Annotated in this window: 18 protein-coding genes; 10 read left to right on the forward strand and 8 right to left on the reverse strand. The window is 60.7% G+C overall.

Going from position 1 to position 17528, the window contains the following annotated elements; translation table 11 throughout:
- Positions 1-4: 4 nt before the first annotated feature.
- The 3 genes from KW839_RS07015 (at position 5) to KW839_RS07025 (ending at position 1862) form a co-directional block, all read left to right on the forward strand.
- On the forward strand, positions 5-241 hold the full coding sequence (locus tag KW839_RS07015) for a hypothetical protein (RefSeq protein WP_060541716.1): 237 nt from the start codon (positions 5-7) through the stop codon (positions 239-241).
- A 183-nt stretch (positions 242-424) separates the two neighbouring features.
- Positions 425-1492 carry a hypothetical protein gene (locus tag KW839_RS07020; protein ID WP_218423836.1) on the forward strand — a complete coding sequence of 356 codons (1068 nt, stop codon included), beginning with the start codon at positions 425-427 and terminating at the stop codon, positions 1490-1492.
- Positions 1493-1508: 16 nt separating this feature from the next.
- A complete protein-coding gene (locus KW839_RS07025) occupies positions 1509-1862 on the forward strand; it encodes a DUF1428 domain-containing protein (RefSeq protein ID WP_218423837.1) in 354 nt (117 codons plus the stop codon).
- 12 nt (positions 1863-1874) lie between these two features.
- Here KW839_RS07025 and KW839_RS07030 read toward each other — a convergent pair whose 3' ends face one another.
- On the reverse strand, positions 1875-2069 hold the full coding sequence (locus KW839_RS07030) for a hypothetical protein (protein WP_060541713.1): 195 nt from the start codon (positions 2067-2069) through the stop codon (positions 1875-1877).
- A gap of 121 nt (positions 2070-2190) precedes the next feature.
- Between KW839_RS07030 and thpR the strand changes: the two genes are divergently transcribed.
- Positions 2191-2730 carry an RNA 2',3'-cyclic phosphodiesterase gene (gene thpR, locus KW839_RS07035; RefSeq protein ID WP_060541712.1) on the forward strand — a complete coding sequence of 180 codons (540 nt, stop codon included), beginning with the start codon at positions 2191-2193 and terminating at the stop codon, positions 2728-2730.
- Positions 2731-3057: 327 nt separating this feature from the next.
- Here thpR and KW839_RS07040 read toward each other — a convergent pair whose 3' ends face one another.
- From KW839_RS07040 to KW839_RS07060, 5 genes are all read right to left on the reverse strand, one after another.
- Positions 3058-4155 (reverse strand): polyamine ABC transporter substrate-binding protein, encoded by a 1098-nt coding sequence (locus KW839_RS07040; protein WP_218423838.1) that lies wholly within the window; start codon positions 4153-4155, stop codon positions 3058-3060.
- A gap of 278 nt (positions 4156-4433) precedes the next feature.
- Positions 4434-5318 (reverse strand): ABC transporter permease subunit, encoded by an 885-nt coding sequence (locus KW839_RS07045; RefSeq protein ID WP_218423839.1) that lies wholly within the window; start codon positions 5316-5318, stop codon positions 4434-4436.
- On the reverse strand, positions 5315-6229 hold the full coding sequence (locus tag KW839_RS07050; RefSeq protein WP_060541709.1) for an ABC transporter permease subunit: 915 nt from the start codon (positions 6227-6229) through the stop codon (positions 5315-5317). Before KW839_RS07050 ends, KW839_RS07045 begins: the two co-directional genes overlap by 4 nt.
- Positions 6226-7368, reverse strand: coding sequence for an ABC transporter ATP-binding protein (locus KW839_RS07055; RefSeq protein WP_218423840.1), 1143 nt, complete (start codon positions 7366-7368; stop codon positions 6226-6228). The genes KW839_RS07050 and KW839_RS07055 overlap by 4 nt, the downstream gene beginning before the upstream one ends.
- A 419-nt stretch (positions 7369-7787) precedes the next feature.
- A complete protein-coding gene (locus KW839_RS07060; protein ID WP_218423841.1) occupies positions 7788-8549 on the reverse strand; it encodes a gamma-glutamyl-gamma-aminobutyrate hydrolase family protein in 762 nt (253 codons plus the stop codon).
- A 283-nt stretch (positions 8550-8832) separates the two neighbouring features.
- On the opposite strand from KW839_RS07060, the gene KW839_RS07065 reads away from it, so the two are divergent.
- From KW839_RS07065 to KW839_RS07085, 5 genes are all read left to right on the forward strand, one after another.
- Positions 8833-10209 carry a glutamine synthetase family protein gene (locus tag KW839_RS07065; protein WP_060541706.1) on the forward strand — a complete coding sequence of 459 codons (1377 nt, stop codon included), beginning with the start codon at positions 8833-8835 and terminating at the stop codon, positions 10207-10209.
- 394 nt (positions 10210-10603) lie between these two features.
- Positions 10604-12094 carry an aldehyde dehydrogenase gene (locus KW839_RS07070; RefSeq protein ID WP_218423842.1) on the forward strand — a complete coding sequence of 497 codons (1491 nt, stop codon included), beginning with the start codon at positions 10604-10606 and terminating at the stop codon, positions 12092-12094.
- Positions 12095-12145: 51 nt separating this feature from the next.
- Positions 12146-13429 carry an FAD-binding oxidoreductase gene (locus KW839_RS07075; RefSeq protein WP_218423843.1) on the forward strand — a complete coding sequence of 428 codons (1284 nt, stop codon included), beginning with the start codon at positions 12146-12148 and terminating at the stop codon, positions 13427-13429.
- A gap of 344 nt (positions 13430-13773) precedes the next feature.
- Positions 13774-14322 carry a cupin domain-containing protein gene (locus KW839_RS07080; RefSeq protein ID WP_060541704.1) on the forward strand — a complete coding sequence of 183 codons (549 nt, stop codon included), beginning with the start codon at positions 13774-13776 and terminating at the stop codon, positions 14320-14322.
- A gap of 93 nt (positions 14323-14415) precedes the next feature.
- Positions 14416-14697 (forward strand): hypothetical protein, encoded by a 282-nt coding sequence (locus KW839_RS07085; RefSeq protein WP_060541703.1) that lies wholly within the window; start codon positions 14416-14418, stop codon positions 14695-14697.
- Positions 14698-14855: 158 nt separating this feature from the next.
- Here KW839_RS07085 and KW839_RS07090 read toward each other — a convergent pair whose 3' ends face one another.
- On the reverse strand, positions 14856-15071 hold the full coding sequence (locus tag KW839_RS07090) for a PLDc N-terminal domain-containing protein (RefSeq protein ID WP_218423844.1): 216 nt from the start codon (positions 15069-15071) through the stop codon (positions 14856-14858).
- Between the two features lie 76 nt (positions 15072-15147).
- Positions 15148-15339, reverse strand: coding sequence for an alpha/beta fold hydrolase (locus KW839_RS07095; protein ID WP_256352556.1), 192 nt, complete (start codon positions 15337-15339; stop codon positions 15148-15150).
- Positions 15340-15545: 206 nt separating this feature from the next.
- Between KW839_RS07095 and KW839_RS07100 the strand changes: the two genes are divergently transcribed.
- Positions 15546-17465 carry a tyrosine-protein phosphatase gene (locus KW839_RS07100; protein ID WP_218423845.1) on the forward strand — a complete coding sequence of 640 codons (1920 nt, stop codon included), beginning with the start codon at positions 15546-15548 and terminating at the stop codon, positions 17463-17465.
- The last annotated feature ends 63 nt before the right edge of the window (positions 17466-17528 follow it).

Below are 17528 nucleotides of genomic sequence, written 5' to 3' on the forward strand. Positions count from 1 at the left end.
AGCGATGACTGAACGCCATCTGGTCCACAGGGAGACGTTGTCCAACGGATGCAAGATCGAGGTCAAGGCCGAGATCCTGCGCGACGGGTCATTGGGGATGTTTATCGGGGTCTACGGGCCGGGCGGCAAGGTCATCGAAGAGAACCACGACCCCAAGCCCCACATGCTGGACATGGAGGCCGCGCTGGACTGGGGGGTCGATATTGCCAAAGGTATCGGCAATAGCCAGAGGACGTTATAAGCCAATCGGCGGACCGCTGCCCAGACGGGAGCACACCCCGGGCTCAATGCGCGCCGCTGATGAAACCAGGGCGCGGGTGGAGTCCCGGCTGGCTCGTTGCCCGGTAAGCCGGCGCCTATACTGAAACAGAAGATTCTGATCACCGAACATACCGTGCGGTGAAGACTGCAGGAAACCACGATCTTGAACCTGCGTTCGCTGATCGTCGCCGTGTTGGTGGTATTGGCGGGCTGCGCCACGCCTGAACGTGCGCAGGTGCTGGCACCGCCGCCGGTTGTGGTTTCGCCCAGTACCTGGCAGCAGGTGGACCGGGAAATTGTCGCGGCGTCGCAATTGGCCACCGAGCAGACAACCATCTATGCGCGTGGCTCCATGGACTACTGGCGCACTCGGGTCTATGAGCTCACCGAAGAGAACTTCATTCCCTGGTTCAGCAGTTACTGGACCCAGGAATGGCTGTCGATGAAGGTCAGTTGGTACTCCATCAGCTCCCAGGGCGAACAGGATGCGTCGGCCAAGCGACTGGCGGCGTATCTGCTGGAGGCGTATCAGGAGAAGGTGCTGGCACCCGCGGCGCTGGAGATCGACCCCGACGCGATTCTCAATAAGTCGATGGAGTTCTATGTCGACATTCTCAAAGAGGAAATGGGAAAAATCTCCCGGCGCCACGGCGTGCCGATGGCCCAGCTAAATGGTCGCCTGCAGAAAGTCCCCGCTATCGCCCTCGGGCCGCCCCCGGCGCGGGATGCGTCGTTGTATCAGGTGGTGCGCACCGAACCGTTGAGCACGTTGCCGGCCTATGCGGCGCTGGTCGACAAGGTCCATAAGGCCGGTGGCGATAGAGGGGTCGATTCCACCGACACCGCCATGGCCCCCGTGGCCAAGCGCGCCAGCCAGCGCATAGAGGCCGAAATGGCCCCGCGCGGGGCAGCCAGCGCTGTGGCGGCGGCGGCCGGCAAACTGGCCGGAGGCTTGATCACGGTAGGGGTAGCGGCCATTCGCGCGATTATCCGGGCCAACGACCGGCCGGACAGCGAGGCGCTGATCCGCAGCAGCCTGGGCAACACGTTCGACAAGGCCTGGATGAAGCTGGTGAAAAACCCGACCAGTGGGGTTATGGCCGGCACGTTGTATTTGGCGGCGCAGATCGAAGGCAACCTGGCGGATCGTAGCGAACCGCCGGTCGGGTTGAACGCAGGTACTGTCGATTGGAGTCCACCCGTATCGACTAACCAGCAGAACACCCCATGACCCAAGGAGAACACTCATGTCCTACGTTGATGGTTTTATCGCAGCCGTACCTACCGCCCATCGCGAGCAATACCTCAAACACGCCACAATTGCCGCCGAGATATTCAAGGAAAACGGCGCACTCAGCGTCGTCGAATGCTGGGGTGACGATGTGCCTGATGGCAAGGTGACGTCGTTTCCCCTGGCGGTGAAACTCAAGGCGGACGAAACCGTGGCTTTTGGCTGGCTGATCTGGCCGGACAAGGCCACCCGTGACGCCGGGATGAACAAAATGATGGAAGACCCGCGCATGCAGGCGGACGTCAATCCAATGCCGTTCGATGGCCAGCGCATGGTGTACGGTGGTTTCAACATACTGCTCCAGGCCTGAGGCTGATTGGGATCACTCCGGCGCCGGGGTGATCCTGCAACTCTTGCGCTGTTGGATTTCGTCGTCCGTCGGTCGCTCGCGGATGAATTCGAAGCGCGGTTCACCTTCGCTGTAATGCACCAGCCAGCCCCAGTCCAGCTTGAGTTCGTCCTGGCCGGGTTCGGGCGGCGTGGCCCACCATGGCTCTTTGCTGATGATCTGTCGCATTGCCCCCTCCAGTTTATCGGCACCTTTGAACTATAACGCCCATGCCCGGTGGCGCCAGAAATGCGCTTGTCGATGCGGATGTATTTTGTACACTCAAGTGTCTTTCCAGGAGGTGACCGGTATGACCGAGGAATCCCGTGAGCCGTTTAAACGCCTGTTTTTTGCGTTGAACTGCGCACCAGGCCAACGCCGGGCAATCGCTCAATGGCGCGGCGAGTTGCATCTGCGCGATGGACGACCGGTGCCGGTGGAGAACTTTCACCTGACCCTGAAATTTCTGGGTTCGGTCGGCGTGGCGCAGATCGCCGACATCTGCGCTGCCGCGGCAAAGGTTCGCACGCCGGGGGAGTCGCTGACGGTGTTGCTTGATCGGCTGGATGTCTGGCGCAAGGCAGGGGCATTGGTGCTGGCGGCGGGGCAGGCGCCACCTTCATTGCTGCGGCTGGTGTATGACCTGGAACAGGCGATGTTGCCGTTTGCACTGGAAGAAACACCGCGTGAGTATCGGCCGCACCTGACCCTGATGCGTGACTTTCGCGCGCCGCTGCCGGAATCCTCGGAGCCGCCGGAGTTCTTCCTGCGCGCTGACCGCTTCACCCTGTTCGAATCCCACAAGGGTCGCTACCGGGCGCTGGCCGAATGGCCGCTTGGTTGTACCTGATAGCCATAAAAAAGGCGCCCGAGGGCGCCAAACTTCACCTTGACCGAGGGAGCCAGGTGAGGCCGTTCTTCTGCAGGAGAGGCAGCGGTGGTAAGGCGCTGCGGGAACGGAAAACGGTAGGGCGAGTATCTGTTGTATGTGATGGCCTCTTCGCGAGCAGGCCGGCACATCCAGCATCAAGGGTGACTGACACACCGCCATCGCCGGCGGGCCAGCTCCCACAGGGATTGTTTGCCTGCCATGATTTTTTGTGTTCACTGAAGATCAAACTGTGGAGCGAGCCTGCTCGCGATCGGGGCGTCAGGTACCGCGCAATTATTGTGCGAATTACTTGCCCAGCTTCACCTTGGTCCAGCCCCGGGTCATGATGCGCTGGATGGCAATCGGCTGGTCCGGCACGGCATAGAGCGTGGCCATCACCGCCTGCGGCGGGTAAGAGCCCGGATCGTTGCGGATCGCTTCGTCAACCAGAGGGGTCGCCGCCGCGTTGGCGTTGCTGTAGCCGATATTGTTGGTGATGTCGGCAATCACGTCGGGGCGCATCAGGAAGTTCATGAACAGGTAGGCGTTGTCGACGTTGGCGGCATCGCGCGGGATGGCGAGCATGTCGTAGAAGCTGGCGGCACCTTCTTTGGGGATGCTGTAGTCGATCTTCACCTTGTCCCCGGCTTCCTGGGCGCGAGCCTTGGCCTGCAGCACGTCGCCGGAGTAACCGACGGCCACGCAGATGTTGCCGTTGGCAAGGTCCGAGATATATTTCGAGGAATGGAAGTACGCCACGTTCGGACGAATCTTCATGAACAGCGCCTCGGCTTCGGCGATGTGCTGTTTGTCCTGGTCGTTCACCGGGTAGCCCAGGTAGTGCAGGGCTGTCGGGATCATTTCGGTCGGCGAATCGAGGAAGCTGATGCCGCAGGCTTTGAGCTTCTCGGCGTTCTGCGGCTTGAACAACAGGTCCCATGAGTTGGTCGGGGCGTCGGCGCTGAGCACTTCCTTGACCTTCTGCGGATTGAAGCCGATGCCGATCGAACCCCACATGTACGGGATCGCGTGGGCATTGTCCGGGTCGCTGGCCGATGCGTTTTTCAGCAGGACCGGGTTGAGGTTTTTCCAGTTCGACAGCTTCGACTTGTCCAGTTCCTGATAGACACCGGCCTTGATCTGCTTGGCCAGGAAGCTGTTGGACGGCACGACGATGTCGTAGCCGGATTTGCCCGCCAGCAGGCGAGCCTCGAGGGTTTCGTTGCTGTCGAAGACATCGTAGGTCACCTGGATGCCCGTCTCGTCCTCGAACTTTTTGACGGTGTCCGGGGCGATGTAGTCCGACCAGTTGTAGACGCGCAGAACCTTGTCATTGGCCTGGGCGCCGGTGGTAATCGCGCCCAATAAGGACAGTGTCAGCAGAGTCCTGCCAAACATTTTCATCGGTACAACTCCATTTCTTTTTTATTCAAAAAACACAACAGTGAACACAACACTTGTGGCAAGCGGGGGCTTTTCTGGCAAGGGGGCTTGCCTGTGGTGAGGGGGCTTTTGTGGCGAGGGGGCTTGCCCCCGTTCGGCTGCGCAGCAGTCGTAAAAACCACTGAGTGCGGTGTCAATGGAACACCGCTTTGGGGCCGCTTCGCAGCCCAACGGGGGCAAGCCCCCTCGCCACAAAAGCCCCCTTACCACAGCAATCCCCCCCCCTTATCACAGTTACCTCAGGCCGTCGCTTCCTGCATCTGCTTTTTCGGTTGTTGCCAGGATTCACTGGCCGTCTGGTCCATGGCTTCCTGGATCGCCCGTTTACGGTTGGCTTCGGCGCGGCGGCTGAAGTACCAGACCATGAAGGTCACGATCGATACGGCCAACAGAATCAGGCTGGCCACGGCGTTGATCTCCGGCTTCACACCCAGGCGCACTGCCGAGAACACTTCCATCGGCAGGGTCGTGGAACCCGGGCCGGACACGAAGCTGGCCAGCACCAGGTCATCCAGCGACAGGGCGAAGGACATCATGCCGCCGGCTGCCAGTGACGGCGCGATCATCGGAATGGTGATCAGGAAAAACACCTTGAATGGCTTCGCACCCAGGTCCATGGCCGCTTCTTCGATGGACAGGTCCAGCTCGCGAAGGCGGGCCGAGACTACCACCGCAACATAGGCGGCACAAAACGTGGTGTGGGCGATCCAGATGGTGACGATGCCACGCTCCATCGGCCAGCCGATCAACTGCGCCATGGCCACGAACAGCAGCAATAGCGACAGACCGGTGATCACCTCGGGCATCACCAGCGGCGCGGTGACCAGGCCACCGAACAGCGTGCGGCCCTTGAAGCGCGTGACGCGGGTCAGGACGAACGCGGCCAGCGTCCCCAGTGCGACGGCGGCAATCGCGGTGTAGCAGGCGATTTCCAGCGAGCGCAGCACCGAGCCCATCAGTTGTGTGTTGTCGAGCAGGCCGGCGTACCACTTGAACGACCAGCCACCCCACACCGTCACCAGCTTCGAGGCGTTGAACGAGTAGATCACCAGGATCAGCATCGGCAGGTAGATAAACGACAGGCCGAGCACCAGCATCAATTTTGAGAACCCGAAACGTTTCATCCCCGTGCCTCCATTTCTTTAGCCTGGCTGCGGTTGAACAGCAGAATCGGCACAATCAGGATCAACAGCATCACCACTGCCAGGGCGGACGCCACCGGCCAGTCGCGGTTGTTGAAGAACTCTTGCCACAGCACGCGGCCGATCATCAGGGTTTCCGGGCCGCCCAGCAGTTCCGGAATCACGAACTCACCGACCACCGGGATGAACACCAGCATGCAACCGGCGATGATGCCGTTCTTGGCCAGCGGCACGGTGATTTTCCAGAAGCTGTTGAAGGTGCTCGAACCCAGATCCGACGCAGCCTCCAGCAGGCTTTGGTCATGCTTGACCAGGTTGGCGTACAGCGGCAGCACCATGAACGGCAGGTAGGCATACACCACGCCTATATAGACGGCGGTGTTGGTGTTGAGGATCTCGATCGGGTGCGACGTCAGCCCGGTCCACATCAGGAAGCCGTTGAGCAGCCCGTTGTTGCTGAGGATGCCCATCCACGCGTAGACGCGGATCAGGATCGCGGTCCAGGTCGGCATCATGATCAGCAGCATCAGCACGTTCTGCGCTTCCTTGCTGGCCTTGGTAATGGCGTAGGCCATCGGAAAGCCGAGCACCAGGCACATCAGCGTACTGAACAGCGCGACCTTCAACGAACCCAGGTAGGCAGAGAGATACAGCTCATCTTCGCCGAGCAAGGTGTAGTTGCCGATGTTGAGCAACAGCTGGAATTTCTGCTCGGCGTAGGTGTAGATCTCCGAGTAGGGCGGAATGGCCAGGGCCGCTTCCGAGAAGCTGATCTTCATCACCAGGAAGAACGGCAACAGGAAGAACAGGCACAGCCACAGGAACGGAATACCGATGACGAACTTGCGCCCGCTGGGGACCAGCCTGAGGAATTGCTGATTGAAGGTTTTCATGCGCGCAGTACCACGCCACTGTCGTCTTCCCACCACACGTAGACCTGGTCGTCCCAGGTCGGACGTGCACCACGGCGTTCGGCGTTGGCCATGAACGACTGGACGATCTTGCCGCCGGGCAGTTCGACGTAGAACACTGAGTGGCCGCCGAGGTAGGCAATGTCATGCACCTTGCCGCTGGACCAGTTGTAGCGTTGCTCCGGCTTGACGGTGCTGACCAGCAGTTTTTCCGGACGGATGGCATAGGTGATCGACTTGTCCTGCACCGAAGTACTGACGCCGTGGCCGACGTAGATCTTCTGTTCCAGGTCCTTGCTGTGGATGATCGCGTGACCTTCCAGGTCCTCGATCACCGTGCCGTCGAAGGCGTTCACGTTGCCGATGAACTCGCAGACCATGCGGCTGACCGGCGCTTCATAAATGTCCACCGGGCTGCCGATCTGGGCGATCCAGCCCAGGTGCATGATCGCGATGCGCTGCGCCATGGTCATGGCTTCTTCCTGGTCGTGGGTCACCATCACGCAGGTCACGCCGACGCGCTCGATAATCTCGACCAGCTCAAGTTGCATTTGCGAGCGCAGTTTTTTATCCAGCGCACCCATTGGCTCGTCGAGCAGCAACAACTTCGGTCGCTTGGCCAGGGAGCGGGCCAGGGCCACACGCTGGCGCTGACCGCCGGAGAGTTGATGGGGTTTGCGTTTGGCGTATTGGGTCATGTGCACCAAGCGCAGCATTTCGTCGACGCGGGCGTCGATCTCGCTGGCAGGCAAACGGTCCTGCTTGAGGCCAAAGGCGATGTTCTGCGCCACTGTCATGTGGGGGAACAGTGCGTAGGACTGGAACATCATGTTAATCGGTCGTTCGTACGGCGGCATGTCGGTGATGTCGACACCATCAAGCAGGATTCGCCCCTCGGTCGGACGTTCGAAACCTGCGAGCATGCGCAACAGGGTCGACTTGCCTGAGCCGGAACCACCGAGCAGGGCGAAGATTTCACCCTGATGGATCTCCAGGGAGACATCGTCCACCGCAGTGGTCTCGTCGAACTTCTTGGTGACGCGATCGACTTTCACCAGCACCTTTTTCGGTGCCTGGTGACCTTCAAGAGCCTTCCTGTAAATGCTGGAGGCGTTTGCCATGTGAAACTCCCAACAGGTTTCAGTCGCCAGGCCAACGCGGCCCGGCTTAATAGTTGATTGCAAACCCGAGCCGGACGGTACCGGTCAATTCAACCGCGCTCCCAGCAGGAGTCGGCTTGTGTGGCGAGGGGGCTTGCCCCCGTTGGGGAGCGAAGCGCCCCTGAAATCAGTCGACGCCGTGAAGTAGCACGCGCTGACCGATTCACGATTGCTTTGCAATCGAACGGGGGCAAGCCCCCTCGCCACACAAGCCAGTTCCTACAGGGAAGCCCCGTCGGCTCGGGTTCATTCGGCGCCGCCGTCCTGGCTGCCGGGTAGTGCTTGTTGTTATCGCAGGGTTTAGCTGTCGCGAGCGGGACGCGCGAAGGCGCCTGCCCGCTCGCGGGGGCAGTTAATCGTTGAATAGGATTACCGGGTCGTCAGCGCGAGTGCCGCAGGGCCGCCCGTTGTCGGCATGCTTCACCAAACGCCTGGAAAATCTGCAGGTAAGCAGGGTTGTCCAGCACCTGCCATTCCGGGTGCCACTGCACGCCGAGGGCGAAAGCCTTGCTTTGCTCCACCGAAATCGCTTCGATCAAGCCATCGGGCGCGACCGCTTCGGCACGCAGGCCGGGAGCGAGGCGGTCGATACCCTGGCTGTGAATCGAGTTCACCTGGAACACCGCCGGCAGGTCCAGCGCTTCGAACACGCCACCGGGCTGCACGTTGACCGCATGCGCGGGTGCGTATTGCACCGCCAGTTCCGGGTGATCGGCCTCGCGATGATCGAGGTAGCCCGGCACTTCGTGGACTTTCTGATGCAGGCTGCCACCGAAGGCCACGTTCATTTCCTGAAAGCCACGGCAGATGCCGAGTACCGGAACGCCAGCAGCAATCGCGGCGCGGATCAGGGGCAGGGTGGTGGCATCCCGCGCCGGATCGTGATCCGTGCCGGGGGCACTGGCGGGGCCTTGATAGTGGAAGGGTTCCACGTTCGACGGCGAGCCGGTCAGCAACAGACCATCGAGCTGCGGCAGCAGATCCTCGATTTCGGTCAGTTCAGCCAGGGAAGGAATGACGACTGGCAGCCCCAGTGCCGCAACGCTGACAGCACGCAAATACTTGTCGCCGCTGACATGGTAGGGGTGCAGGCCAATCTGTTTGACGCATGCAGTAACGCCGATCAATGGCTTGAGTGCCATTTTTATCACCTCGAAGTTTCACACTTGAACGAGCTTTTCCGGAGCTTAGCCTTGTTGATTTTAATTAACAACTCTCATGTAAAAAATTCTAAACGGCGAACGGCTGAAGCTGAGGATTTACCTGTGTTCCAGGGATGATCTGGCACTCTAGTGTCTCTGGGAGGCCCTAAAATAAACGTTGAAAGGCCAAGTGTTCGCTATTGACTTCACTTTGCCTTTCGGATTGACTGGCTGCGTGAAAGGGCGGTGAACATAATAATTAACAGTAAAAAATAGGTGCATCATGTCGGTCCCTCTGCGTACCGTTCAACTCAACGAAGCAAACGCATTCCTTAAGAAATATCCTGAGGTTTTGTACGTCGACCTTCTGATTGCGGATATGAACGGTGTGGTGCGCGGCAAGCGCATCGAGCGCACCAGTCTTCATAAGGTTTACGAGAAAGGCATCAACCTGCCGGCGTCGCTGTTTGCGCTGGACATCAATGGCTCCACCGTGGAAAGCACCGGCCTGGGCCTGGACATCGGCGATGCCGACCGGATCTGCTATCCGATCCCCGGCACCCTGAGCATCGAGCCTTGGCAGAAGCGCCCAACCGCGCAACTGCTGATGACCATGCACGAAATCGAAGGCCAGCCGTTCTTCGCCGACCCGCGTGAAGTGCTGGCCAATGTCGTGCGCAAGTTCGACGATCTGGGCCTGACCATCTGCGCCGCGTTCGAGCTGGAGTTCTACCTGATCGACCAGGACAACGTGAACGGTCGTCCGCAGTCGCCACGTTCGCCGGTGTCCGGCAAGCGTCCGATGTCGACCCAGGTGTACCTCATCGACGACCTCGACGAATACGTCGATTGCCTGCAAGACATTCTCGAAGGCGCGAAAGAGCAGGGCATTCCTGCTGACGCCATCGTCAAGGAAAGCGCCCCGGCGCAGTTCGAAGTTAACCTGCACCACGTATCCGACCCTATAAAGGCTTGCGACTATGCAGTCCTGCTCAAGCGTCTGGTGAAGAACATCGCCTACGACCACGAGATGGACACCACCTTCATGGCCAAGCCGTACCCGGGCCAGGCAGGTAATGGTCTGCACGTGCACATTTCGATTCTCGACAAGGAAGGCAACAACATCTTTGCCAGCGAGGATCCCGAGCAGAACGCCGCGCTGCGACACGCGATCGGCGGTGTGCTCGAGACCCTGCCGGCGCAGATGGCGTTCCTCTGCCCGAACGTCAACTCCTACCGTCGTTTCGGCGCACAGTTCTACGTGCCGAACTCGCCGAGCTGGGGCATCGACAACCGTACCGTGGCGGTACGTGTGCCGACTGGCTCGCCGGACGCCGTGCGCATTGAGCACCGCGTGGCCGGTGCCGATGCCAACCCGTACTTGCTGATGGCTTCGGTATTGGCCGGTGTGCACCACGGCCTCACCAACAAGATCGAGCCGGGCGCTCCGGTGGAAGGCAACAGCTACGAGCAGAACGAGCAGAGCCTGCCCAACAACCTGCGCGATGCTTTGCGTGAGCTGGACGACAGCGAAGTCATGGCCAAATACATCGACCCGATGTACATCGATGTGTTTGTGGCTTGTAAGGAAAGCGAGCTGGCCGAGTTCGAGAACTCCATCTCGGACCTTGAGTACAACTGGTATTTGCATACCGTTTGATATTTGAAAAGCCCCTCACCCTAACCCTCTCCCCGGGGGAGAGGGGACTGATCCGGGGATGCTCGGGAAATCCTGCGACCTGAACCTTTTGTGCCGAATCCATAGTCGACTCGGTGGATCAGGTCGCAGCATGCCTTGAGGCAGCTCGGTCAGTCCCTTCCGCCAAGGGAAGAGGGGAACCGTGATGCTCGTGAAATCCCGCGACGTGAAGCTGTTCTACCGAGTCCATATTCGACTCGGTCGCTCAGGTCGCGGGAGATCCCGAGACCCCTCGGTCAGTCCCCTCTCCCTATGGGCGGTCCGACGTTTCGGGAGGGCTAGGGTGAGGGCCGGATCCCAAGCCGAACAAATGAACCAGACACACCCCAATTTTCCCCTGCGTCGAGTCAAAACAATGACAAACACTCGCAGCGACTGGGAGCAACGCTTCCAGTCCTTATCCATTGAAGGTCGGGCATTCATCGACGGCCAATACTGCGCAGCCGCCAGCGGCGCGACGTTCGAATGCATGAGCCCGGTGGACGGGCGATTCCTGGCAAACGTCGCCAGCACCGACGAAGCCGACGCCAACGCCGCGGTCGCGGTGGCGCGCCGCACCTTCGAATCCGGCGTGTGGTCCCAACTGGCCCCAGCCGAGCGCAAGCGCATCCTGATCCGCTTCGCCGACCTGATCCTGGCCAACCGGGAAGAACTGGCGCTGCTCGAAACCCTCGACATGGGCAAGCCGATCAGCGACTCCATGGGCATCGACATCCCGGCTACCGCCAATGCGATCCGCTGGACCGCCGAGGCCATCGACAAGATCTACGACGAAGTCGCCGCCACGCCCCACGATCAGCTTGGCCTGGTGACTCGCGAAGCGGCTGGCGTAGTAGCGGCCATCGTGCCGTGGAACTTCCCGCTGATCATGGCCAGCTGGAAATTCGCCCCGGCCCTGGCGATGGGTAATTCGTTCATCCTCAAGCCTTCGGAAAAGTCACCGCTGACCGCGATCCGCATTGCGCAGCTGGCACTCGACGCCGGTATTCCCAAAGGTGTGTTCAACGTTTTGCCGGGTTTCGGTCACACCGTCGGCAAGGCTTTGGCGCTGCACATGGACGTCGACGTGCTGGCCTTCACCGGCTCCACGGCGATTGCCAAGCAGCTGATGATCTACGCCGGGCAAAGCAACATGAAGCGCGTCTGGGCTGAAGCCGGTGGCAAGAGCGCCAACGTGGTGTTCGCCGATGCGCCGGACTTGCGCGCCGCAGCGCAGGCCGCCGCCGGCGCCATTGCCTTCAACCAGGGTGAGGTCTGCACCGCCGGCTCGCGTTTGTTGGTGGAGCGCTCGATTCGCGAGCAGTTCATTCCATTGCTGGTAGAGGCCCTGCAAGCCTGGAAACCGGGCCACGCCCTTGATCCTGCGACCACCGTCGGCGCGGTCGTCGACCAGCGTCAACTGGAAAACGTATTGCGCTACATCGAAGTCGGCAAGCAGCAGGGCGGTCAACTGATCGCCGGCGGCAGCCGCACCCTCGAAGACACCGGCGGCCTGTACGTGGAACCGGCGATTTTCGACGGCGTGACCAACGCCATGACCATCGCCCAGGAAGAAATCTTCGGCCCGGTGTTGTCGGTGATCACCTTCGACAGCGAGCAACAAGCGCTGCAAATCGCCAACGACAGCATCTACGGTTTGGCCGCCGGCGTATGGACCAGCAACCTGAGCAAGGCCCACACCTTCGCCCGTGGCTTGCGCGCTGGCAGCGTCTGGGTCAACCAGTACGACGGCGGCGACATGACCGCGCCGTTCGGCGGGTTCAAGCAATCGGGCAACGGTCGCGACAAGTCGCTGCACGCGTTCGATAAGTACACCGAACTCAAAGCGACCTGGATCAAGCTCTGACACCTTTATAAGCGGCGGTCGCCGGCTCTGCGGCGACCATCGGAGAAATCTATGAAACAGACACATGTAAACAGCTACTACGCCGCCACCCGCAACTTCACCGGCGATTTCCCGGTGCTCGAAGGCGCTGTGGACTGCGACGTCTGCGTGATCGGTGCCGGCTACACCGGCCTGTCCTCGGCCCTGTTCCTCGCCGAAGCGGGCTACAGCGTGACCGTGCTCGAAGCCGCCAAAGTCGGCTTCGGCGCCAGCGGTCGCAACGGCGGTCAACTGGTCAACTCCTACAGCCGCGACGTCGATGTCATCGAAGAACGCTATGGCGACAAGACCGCCGAGGTCCTCGGCAGCATGATTTTCGAAGGCGCCGACATCATCCGTCAGCGCATACAGCACTACGACATCCAGTGCGATTACCGTCCTGGCGGCATCTTCGCGGCGATGAACAAGAAGCAGCTCAAAGGCCTGGCCGAGCAGAAGAAAAGCTGGGAGCGCTACGGCAACAAGAACCTGAAAATGCTCGACAGTGCAGACATCAGGCGCGAAGTCGGTTCCGACGCCTACGTCGGTGGTTTGCTGGACATGCAGGGCGGGCACATTCACCCGCTGAACCTGGCCCTTGGTGAGGCCTCGGCGATCATTGGCCTGGGCGGCAAGATCTACGAGCAATCGGCGGCAGTGGAAATCACCTACGGCGAGCCAATCACCGTGCGCACTGCCAAAGGCCTGGTGAAGGCCAAGTACCTGCTGATCGCCGGTAACGCCTACCTGCCCCAGGGCCTCGACAATCGCGTGACCAGCAAAAGCATGCCGTGCGGGTCGCAAATCGTCGTCACCGAGCCGTTGTCGAAGCAGCAGGCCAAGAGCCTGATCAGCAACAACTACTGCGTCGAAGACTGCAACTACCTGCTCGACTACTACCGCCTGACGGCCGACAACCGCTTGCTCTACGGCGGCGGCGTGGTCTACGGCGCACGTGAACCGGACGACATCGAACAACTGATCCGGCCGAAAATCCTCAAGACCTTCCCGCAACTCAAGGACGTGAAGATCGACTACCGCTGGACCGGCAACTTCCTGCTGACCATGTCGCGCATGCCGCAATTCGGCCGTATCGAGAAAAACGCCTACTACATGCAGGGCTACAGCGGCCATGGCGTCACCTGCTCGCACCTGGCCGGAAAACTGATCTCGGAAATGATCCGTGGCGATGCCGAGCGTTTCGACGCCTTCGCCTCCTTGCCGCACATGCCGATGATCGGCGGGCGCACCTTCTCGGCACCGTTGACCGCTCTTGGTGCCGTGTACTACTCGCTGCGCGACCGGTTCGGGATCTAAGCTTTACCTCACCGGCGGCATCCCCAAAAGTGCCGCCGGTTTTTTTAGCCGCTCAAACATCGCTTTCCCTGTGGGAGCGGGCTTGCTCGCGAAGAGGCCATATCAGGCGCAATTGATGGCGCCTGATACACCGCCTTCGCGAGCAAGCCCGCTCCCACAGGGGCCACGGTTGATTGAAGATTGATGTTCACAGTCATTTTCCCCCACCGTTTATCGAACCTGCTGAGCAACTCTGACAAACGTGATTTAATAGCCGCCTTTCACGTTTGCGGGGCCGGAAACGGCGTGAATCGCGCCAGCTCTCCACACCCATTATCCTTGAGTAGTACGCACATAAGGCTGTCATGGACACGGGCTCACGACTCAAATTAGTACGCGAAAGCTACAAACTATCCCAGCGCGAGCTGGCCCGGCGTAGCGGCGTCACCAATGCCACCATTTCCCTGATCGAACAAAATCGCGTCAGTCCCTCGGTCAGTTCCCTGAAGAAACTGCTCGAAGGCATTCCCATGTCTCTGGCGGACTTTTTCACCTTCGATCAGCCGCCACGCGAACACCAATACGTCTTCCGTTCAAGCGAACAGCCGGACCTCGGCCGTCACGGCCTGCGCCTGCTGCTGATCGGTGCGTCTGTACCCAGCCGGCAAATGCGTCTGCTGCGCGAGCAGTACGCGCCGGGTGCCAGCTCAGGTGAAGAGCCGATTGTGCACGCTGAAGGTGAGGAATGCGGCCTGGTCACCCGTGGCACCGTGGAACTGACCGTGGACGGCCAGGTGAGTGTGCTCAATGCCGGGGACGGCTATTACTTCCCGACGACGCTGCCGCACCGGTTTCGCAATATCGGCCAGGATGAGGCAGAGATCATCAGCGCCAACACGCCGGCGAACTTCTGATCACCAAGGCGGTGTGACCGCTCGTCCACTGCGTCGCACCTTCTTGATAACGGTTCTTCCAAGCTTTATCAGCCACGCAAAGGAAGAACCGTCATGCTCAATCAAAAGTTTGTTGTCCTGACACTTGCCGCCATCCTCACTGGCACCTCGCTGGTGAGCATCGCCGCCGAGAAACCCTACACCAGTTCCACCGAGGCAGACGGCACCAGCCAAACCAAGGATACCGGTCCAAAACCGACCAATGCCGACCCTGATGCCGCTTCACTGCCCCAGGGCGCCGACAGCGGCAAGACCGACAACGGCCCGGTCCCTGCGGGTTCCAAGCCTGTTGCCCCTGGCCAGGTGGGCGGTGGCAGCAGCGGTGGGGGCAGCTGATTCAAGCGCACCCAATCTGGATCTGATACCTGATACCTGGTACCTGTAGGAGCGAGCATGCTCGCGAAAAACGTCAACGATAACGCGGGCAACAGGTTTACCGCGGTGTCATTGCGTTTTTTCGCGAGCATGCTCGCTCCACAGGAAACCAGGAGCTGTTAATGTCCGGATTGCGGCGTAGGCGAGTGCGCTACGTGCTTGGGCCCCGCCAGCGCCCACAACGCCAGCCCGAGCAGCGGCACAAACACGATCACCACCATCCACACCCCCTTGGTACTCGCTTTACCGGCGCTTTTGCGCACCCGGTTGATCGCCCAGAGTTCGATAAGCAAAAGTACTGCAGCCAATACGATCCACATTGTCGGGTTTTGCATGCGTCACCTCCTGATGGTCCTTCAGTTAGGTGGACGCGGGCCCTTTGCGTTCATTAAATTTTCGCCCGACATCGCTTCACTTCGCGATAAATCGGCGAAGCGCCGCAATGGTCGGCCCTGGTGCTTCTTCCATCAGCCAATGCCCGGCGTTGGCAACGACCACCTCGGTGACGCTGTCTGCGGCATTGCGCATCACGATCGCTTCGTTGGCGCCGAAAGATTTTTCGCCGCCGATTGCCAGCACCGGCATTTTCAGTTTCGTCGCCATCGACGTCTCATTGTCGGTTGCGTCCTGGCGAATGCTGCGGAACTGGGCACCGGCGCATCCATCACCACCAGACGCCGGGTGCGGACAGATAACGCACCTCGCGGACAGATCGCGCAGGCATTTTCTGCGAAAGGCAAACTGTAATATTCAGTATCACTTAGCCACAGATAGTAGGCAGCCCAACGAGTAGTCAATGAGGCTGTACCGTGTTTCAACGTCTTGTGTGTTCGCTGTCTGTCCTGAGCCTGTCCATCGCCGCCGCCCAGGCCGCCGACCCTGTGCCCCTCAATACGCCACGCCTGAAAAGCATCGACAACTTGCGCGATGTTGCCGGCCTCACCACGGCGTATTCCACTGCGCACGATGGCACCATGCGCGCCGGCGTGTTCTATCGCTCCAATGCCCTGACCCCGTCGGCCGCGGACCTGGCGACGTTGAACAGCCTGGGCATCAAATCGGTCTACGACCTGCGCACGCCCAGCGAGATTGCAGGCACGCCTGATACCCTGCCGACGGGGGCGACCTACAGCAACATCGACATCATCGGCAGCACCACGTCCGGCTCGAACATCACCAGCATCGCTTTTCACAGTGCCGCCGATGCTGTTGCGATGATGCAAGAGACCAACCGCGCGTTCGTCAGCGACGCCGGAATGCGCGGCCAGATCAGCAGGCTGTTCAACGAACTGGCCGGGGTCGACGGTGCTGCGCTGTTCCATTGTACCGCCGGCAAGGACCGCACCGGCTGGACCGCCGCCGTGCTGCAGAGTATCGCCGGGCTCGATGACGCGACGATCATGAGCAATTATCTGGCCACCAACGACTACACCGCCGCGCGCGTGCAGGCGACCCTGGCCGCACTGCCGCCGAGCATGGCCGCCGTTTATGCGCCGCTGCTCGGCGTGGAAGCGAGCTTCCTGCAGGCTGGCCTGGATCAGGTCACCGCGCAGTACGGCAGCATGGACAACTACCTCAAACAAGGCCTGGGCCTGTCCCAGGAAACCATCTACGTGCTGCGCGGCAAGATGGTCTATTTCAACAGCTTGCCCGGTCAGCAAGGCCTGGTCGGCAACGCCGCCGCAGGTGCCCAGCTGTTGCAGCAACTGCAGAACACCAGCCTCTCAGGCACTTACAGTGACTACAACTATTACCTGCAATCGGCCATCGACGCCGGCAACCTCGCGGGTGTCGAATCCACGGTCGGTGGTCAGGTGCACGCCGACGCCGCCAGCTACCTGCTGCGCCAGGGCGCGATGATCGAACAGGCCGCCGCGCCCTTCACCAGTGGCATCGATCTGAAGGCCGGGCAATACCGCTTGTGGAGCACCGCCCTGGCCGGTTACCTGGGCACCGATGGTTCGTCCCAGGCGTCCAGCAGCAACGAGCACAGCCAGGGGCTGATGGTCGGCCTGACCCAACGCTTCTCGGAAAACCTTAGCGCCCATGGCGGCATCGGCTACAGCCGTGGCAGCGTCGGCGGGGCGGGTGGCGAGGCGGACACCGATTACACCTTCCTCTCGGCGGGTGCGCGATTCGCCCCGAACGGCCTGGAACGCGGCCTGTTTGTCGACGCCGATGCCAGCGCCGGCTACCTCGACTACGACAGCAAGCGCGAACTTGGCGGCGGCCTGGGCACAGCCAAGGGCGACAGCCACGGCAACCTCTATGGCCTGACGCTGGCGCTGGGTTACCGCGTGCCGGTGAGCGATGTGATCCTCGAACCGAGTCTCGGCGTGCGGGTCAGTCACGTGAACCTGGACGGTTTCCAGGAGACGGGCAGCGAACTGGCCCTCGACGTCGACAGCATCAATGAAACCCGCCACAGCGCCGTGGCCAACCTCAACGTGGCCTTTGCCCCGGTCGGCATGGGCGCGTGGCAGCTGGTGCCGGGTGTGCAGGTCGGCTATGAGCATGTGCTGGGCGATAACGAGATTGACAGTCAAGGGCACCTGCTGGGCCTGGACGTGGAGCAACAGGCCGCCTTCGACAATCGCGACCAGTTCACCGCCGGAGTGAACGTCATGGCGCATTTGGGCGCGGTGAGTGTCGGGGCTCAAATGGGTGCCAGTGGCGGTGGTGACAGCCATGGCTTCAACGGCGGGTTGAAGGCCAGTTATCTGTTCTGACGGGACGTCATGGCGGTAGCGCATCTGCCGCCATTGATGTTGTATCTGCGGGCCTCATCGCTA

It is taken from the genome of Pseudomonas sp. PDM31, assembly GCF_019218965.1.
In the GTDB taxonomy this organism is placed as follows: domain Bacteria; phylum Pseudomonadota; class Gammaproteobacteria; order Pseudomonadales; family Pseudomonadaceae; genus Aquipseudomonas.

Excerpts from the sequence above, each read along its gene's own strand:
- thpR (WP_060541712.1), top strand. The coding sequence starts at position 2,191 with ATGACCGAGGAATCCCGTGAGCCGTTTAAACGCCTGTTTTTTGCGTTG.
- KW839_RS07065 (WP_060541706.1), top strand. The coding sequence starts at position 8,833 with ATGTCGGTCCCTCTGCGTACCGTTCAACTCAACGAAGCAAACGCATTC.
- KW839_RS07030 (WP_060541713.1), bottom strand. The coding sequence starts at position 2,069 with ATGCGACAGATCATCAGCAAAGAGCCATGGTGGGCCACGCCGCCCGAA.
- KW839_RS07050 (WP_060541709.1), bottom strand. The coding sequence starts at position 6,229 with ATGAAAACCTTCAATCAGCAATTCCTCAGGCTGGTCCCCAGCGGGCGC.
- KW839_RS07075 (WP_218423843.1), top strand. The coding sequence starts at position 12,146 with ATGAAACAGACACATGTAAACAGCTACTACGCCGCCACCCGCAACTTC.
- KW839_RS07040 (WP_218423838.1), bottom strand. The coding sequence starts at position 4,155 with ATGAAAATGTTTGGCAGGACTCTGCTGACACTGTCCTTATTGGGCGCG.
- KW839_RS07070 (WP_218423842.1), top strand. The coding sequence starts at position 10,604 with ATGACAAACACTCGCAGCGACTGGGAGCAACGCTTCCAGTCCTTATCC.
- KW839_RS07060 (WP_218423841.1), bottom strand. The coding sequence starts at position 8,549 with ATGGCACTCAAGCCATTGATCGGCGTTACTGCATGCGTCAAACAGATT.
- KW839_RS07055 (WP_218423840.1), bottom strand. The coding sequence starts at position 7,368 with ATGGCAAACGCCTCCAGCATTTACAGGAAGGCTCTTGAAGGTCACCAG.
- KW839_RS07080 (WP_060541704.1), top strand. The coding sequence starts at position 13,774 with ATGGACACGGGCTCACGACTCAAATTAGTACGCGAAAGCTACAAACTA.
- KW839_RS07085 (WP_060541703.1), top strand. The coding sequence starts at position 14,416 with ATGCTCAATCAAAAGTTTGTTGTCCTGACACTTGCCGCCATCCTCACT.
- KW839_RS07090 (WP_218423844.1), bottom strand. The coding sequence starts at position 15,071 with ATGCAAAACCCGACAATGTGGATCGTATTGGCTGCAGTACTTTTGCTT.
- KW839_RS07045 (WP_218423839.1), bottom strand. The coding sequence starts at position 5,318 with ATGAAACGTTTCGGGTTCTCAAAATTGATGCTGGTGCTCGGCCTGTCG.
- KW839_RS07025 (WP_218423837.1), top strand. The coding sequence starts at position 1,509 with ATGTCCTACGTTGATGGTTTTATCGCAGCCGTACCTACCGCCCATCGC.
- KW839_RS07095 (WP_256352556.1), bottom strand. The coding sequence starts at position 15,339 with ATGGCGACGAAACTGAAAATGCCGGTGCTGGCAATCGGCGGCGAAAAA.
- KW839_RS07015 (WP_060541716.1), top strand. The coding sequence starts at position 5 with ATGACTGAACGCCATCTGGTCCACAGGGAGACGTTGTCCAACGGATGC.